The following is a 3,457-nucleotide window of genomic DNA, read 5'->3' as shown; positions in this document are numbered from 1 at the left end:
GGGCGCGGCGGGACTGGCCGGCGCGCCCGGCGGCGCGGCACACGCCGCGGCCGTGCCGACGCCCGACCACACCGTGGTCGTCGTCTTCGAGAACCACTCGTACTCGCAGGTCGTGGGCAGCTCCAGCGCTCCCTACATCACGTCCCTGGCCAACGGCGGCGCGAACCTCACCCAGTCCTACGCCCTGACCCACCCGAGCCAGCCCAACTACTTCGACCTGTTCTCCGGCAGCACGCAGGGCGTCACGAACGACACCTGCCCGCCGCCCGGCTCGCCCTACTCCACCGCCAACCTGGCCGCCGAGCTCGCCGCGGCCGGACGGACCTGGGCCAGCTACAACGAGGGCCTTCCGTCCCAGGGATCGACCACCTGCTCCGACAGCGCGGGCAAGTACGCGCGCAAGCACAACCCCTGGTTCTCGTTCAGCAACGTGCCCGCCTCGTCCGGCTACACGTTCGCGCAGTTCCCGACCGACTACACGACCCTGCCGAACGTCTCGTTCGTCGTCCCGAACCTGTGCAACGACATGCACGACTGCTCGGTCTCGACGGGCGACACCTGGCTGAAGACCAGGTTCGACGCGTACGCGCAGTGGGCCAAGACCCACAACAGCGTCCTGCTCGTCACGTTCGACGAGGACAACAGCCTGTCCGGCAACCGCATCCCGACCATCTGGTACGGCGCGCACGTGAAGACCGGCGCCTACGCGACCCGGTACAACCACTTCAACGTCCTGCGCACCCTGGAGGACATGAACGGCACGGCCCACGCCGGCAGTGCCGCCACCGCCACCCCCATCACCGAGATCTGGCAGTGAGCGAAGAGCGGCCGGACCCCGCACGGGCCCGGCCGCTCCCCCGCCACCGGTCGGCGGCGGTGCCGCTCAGTCGTGGACGATCCGGACGAGCATCTTCCCGGTGTTCGCGCCGCGCATCATCGCCTGGAACGCCTCGAAGGCGTTCTCGATGCCGTCGACCACGGTCTCCTCGGCGACGAGCGAGCCGTCCCGCAGCCAGCCCGCCGCCCGCGCCGCGTAGGCGGGCGCGAGCGCCAGGTGGTCGCTGACGATCATCCCGCGCAGCGTGAGCCGCTTGCCGACGGCGAGCGGCAGGTTGCGCGGACCGGGCGGGAGCTCGGTCGTGTTGTAGGCGGAGATCGCCCCGCACAGCGCGATCCGGCCGAAGGTGTTCATCGCCCCGATGGCCGCCTCGAGGTGGTCGCCGCCGACGTTGTCGAAGTAGACGTCCACCCCGTCCGGCGCGGCGTGGGCGAGCTGACCGGGCAGGTCGCCCTGCCGGTAGTCGATCCCGGCGTCGAAGCCGAACGTCTCGGTGAGGCGGCGGACCTTCTCCGGGCCGCCCGCCGAGCCGACCACCCGCGCCGCGCCGAGCCGCCGCGCGATCTGCCCGGCCACCGAGCCGACCGCGCCCGCCGCGCCGGACACGAACACCGTGTCGCCCTCCTTGACCGGCGCGATCTCGGTGAGCCCCGCGTAGGCGGTCAGGCCGGTCGAGCCGAGGACGCCCAGGTACGCCTGGGGCGGGGCGAGCGCGGGGTCCACGGCCCGGACGGCCGTCGCGGGCAGCAGGGCGTGGTCCCGCCAGCCGAGGAAGTGCGTGACGGTCGTCCCGACCGGGACCTCCGGCGCGCCGGACGCGACGACCGTGCCGACCGCCGCGCCGGTCATCGGCTCGTCCAGCACGAACGGCGGGACGTAGGACGGCACGTCGTTCATCCGGCCCCGCATGTACGGGTCGACGGAGACGAAGTCGTTGCGGACGACGACCTGCCCGTCCTCCGGGTCGGGCAGGGTCACGGTCGTGAATGCGACGTCGGACGGCTTCGGCTCGCCCACCGGGCGGGCGACGAGCCGCCATTCGCGGCTGGTGTAGGACATGGCGGGAATCTCCAGACGGGACGGGAGCGGGAAGCGGCCGGTCAGGCCAGCCGCGTGAGCAGTTCGGCGGCGAGCGGCCCGGACGAGGCCGGGTTCTGGCCGGTGATCAGGTTGCGGTCGGTCTCGACGTGCGGGGCCCAGGGCTCGCCCTCCCGGAAGTCCAGCCCGGCCTCGACGAGCCGGTCCTGGAGCAGCCACTTCGCCCGGTCCGCGAACCCGGCCAGGGACTCCTCGGCGTTGGTGAACGCGGTCACGCGGTACCCGGCGAAGGCGTTGGTGCCGTCCGGCCGGGTCGCGGCGAGCAGCGCGGCGGGCGCGTGGCAGACGACGCCGAGCGGCGTTCCGGCGTCCAGCGCCTCGGTGAGCAGCCGCCCCGAGGCGGCGTCGACGGCCAGGTCCTCCATGGGGCCGTGGCCGCCGGGGTAGAAGACGGCGTCGAAGTCGGCGAGCCGGACGTCCTCCAGCTTGACCGGGGCGCGGAACTCCTCGCGCTCCACGACCGCGGCGATCCGGCGGGCGCCCTCCGGGCCGCCGTTGGCCTCCGGGGCCAGGCTGCCCGCGTCCACGGGCGGGACGGCGCCGCCGGGCGTCGCCACGGTGACCGTGTGCCCGGCCGCGGTGAAGGCCTCGTGCGGCACGGCCGCCTCCTCGGCCCAGAACCCGGTCGGGTGCCGGGTGCCGTCCGCCAGCGTCCAGTGGTCGCTGCCGGTCATCACGAACAGGATCTTCGCCATCGCTGCGCTCCAGGAAAGGGTCGGCGTCCAGGATGTGCCCGAACCGTCGGTTCGGTCACCGGACCGGAGCGTAGCCGGGCGTATCCCGGCCCTACCAATAGACACTTCTATGCCGTCCATTGGTGAACCGATGGCTCGGCTGGTGAGGCGATGGCTCGGGACGGGGCCGCCCCGGGGTCAGCAGGACCGGTCGGCGACGCTCCGCAGGTGCTCCCGGACGAGCCCGACGTGCGGCGACGGCAGGGCCCCGGCGCGCTGGACGAGGAACGCCGTGTTGATCGGCGGGTCCGCCGGGTCCAGCAGCGTCCGCAGCGAGCCGTCGGCGAGCTCGGCGTGGCAGAGGTAGCGCGGCAGGACGGTCACGCCGACGCCCGCGACCGCGGCGGCCTTGACCGCCCGCAGGTCCGGGACGACCACGGCGGGCTCGGCCGTCAGCCGGGTGTCGAAGACGTGCCGCCAGTACCGGCGCAGGATCGGCAGGTCGTCGGCGTAGGACAGCAGCGGGACGTCCGCGAGCGCCGCCGGGCCGTCCGCCGCGACCCGGTCCGGCCCGATCCGCTCGGTCCAGGACGGCGCGGCGACCAGCACGAACGTCTCGTCCGCGAACGGCTCGGCGAGCAGCGCCCGGCCGCGCGGCCGGATCGTCGACACCACCAGGTCGAACCGCCCCGCGCGCAGCCCGGCGAGCAGCTCGTCCGAGACCCCCGTGGTGATCCGCAGCCGGACGCCGCGGCGGACCAGCGGCCCGAGGCTCGGCACCACCGCCGCCGCCAGGAACTCGGCGGGCCCGGCGAGCAGCACCGGCGGCTCGGGCGCGGGCTCGTCG

General features: G+C 74.1%; 4 protein-coding genes. 1 reads left to right on the top strand and 3 read right to left on the bottom strand.

The window, feature by feature from the left end; translation table 11 throughout:
- Nucleotides 1-817 (top strand): alkaline phosphatase family protein (locus DZF91_RS26420; RefSeq protein WP_117359886.1); only part of this gene is annotated, 817 nt, incomplete at its 5' end.
- A gap of 66 nt (nt 818-883) precedes the next feature.
- Here DZF91_RS26420 and DZF91_RS26415 read toward each other — a convergent pair.
- The 3 genes from DZF91_RS26415 to DZF91_RS26405 form a co-directional block, all read right to left on the bottom strand.
- Nucleotides 884-1,897: an NADP-dependent oxidoreductase gene (locus tag DZF91_RS26415; RefSeq protein WP_117359885.1), complete on the bottom strand. Its 1,014-nt coding sequence runs from the start codon at nt 1,895-1,897 to the stop codon at nt 884-886.
- 41 nt (nt 1,898-1,938) lie between these two features.
- Entirely contained in the window at nt 1,939-2,631 is a 693-nt protein-coding gene (locus DZF91_RS26410; RefSeq protein WP_117359884.1) for a type 1 glutamine amidotransferase domain-containing protein, read from the bottom strand.
- A 177-nt stretch (nt 2,632-2,808) separates the two neighbouring features.
- Nucleotides 2,809-3,457, bottom strand: a 649-nt coding sequence (locus DZF91_RS26405) for a substrate-binding domain-containing protein (protein WP_117359883.1), incomplete at its 5' end; no start/stop codon positions are given.

Origin of the sequence: Actinomadura logoneensis (assembly GCF_003428695.1) — a bacterium.
Taxonomy (GTDB): Bacteria; Actinomycetota; Actinomycetes; order Streptosporangiales; family Streptosporangiaceae; genus Spirillospora; species Spirillospora logoneensis.
Note: the sequence above shows the minus strand (reverse complement) of the source record. Positions and strands in the feature narration are given on the sequence as shown.

Bases quoted from the DNA above. Each gene is read 5' to 3' on its own strand.
- DZF91_RS26415 (WP_117359885.1), bottom strand. From the start codon at position 1,897: ATGTCCTACACCAGCCGCGAATGGCGGCTCGTCGCCCGCCCGGTGGGC.
- DZF91_RS26410 (WP_117359884.1), bottom strand. From the start codon at position 2,631: ATGGCGAAGATCCTGTTCGTGATGACCGGCAGCGACCACTGGACGCTG.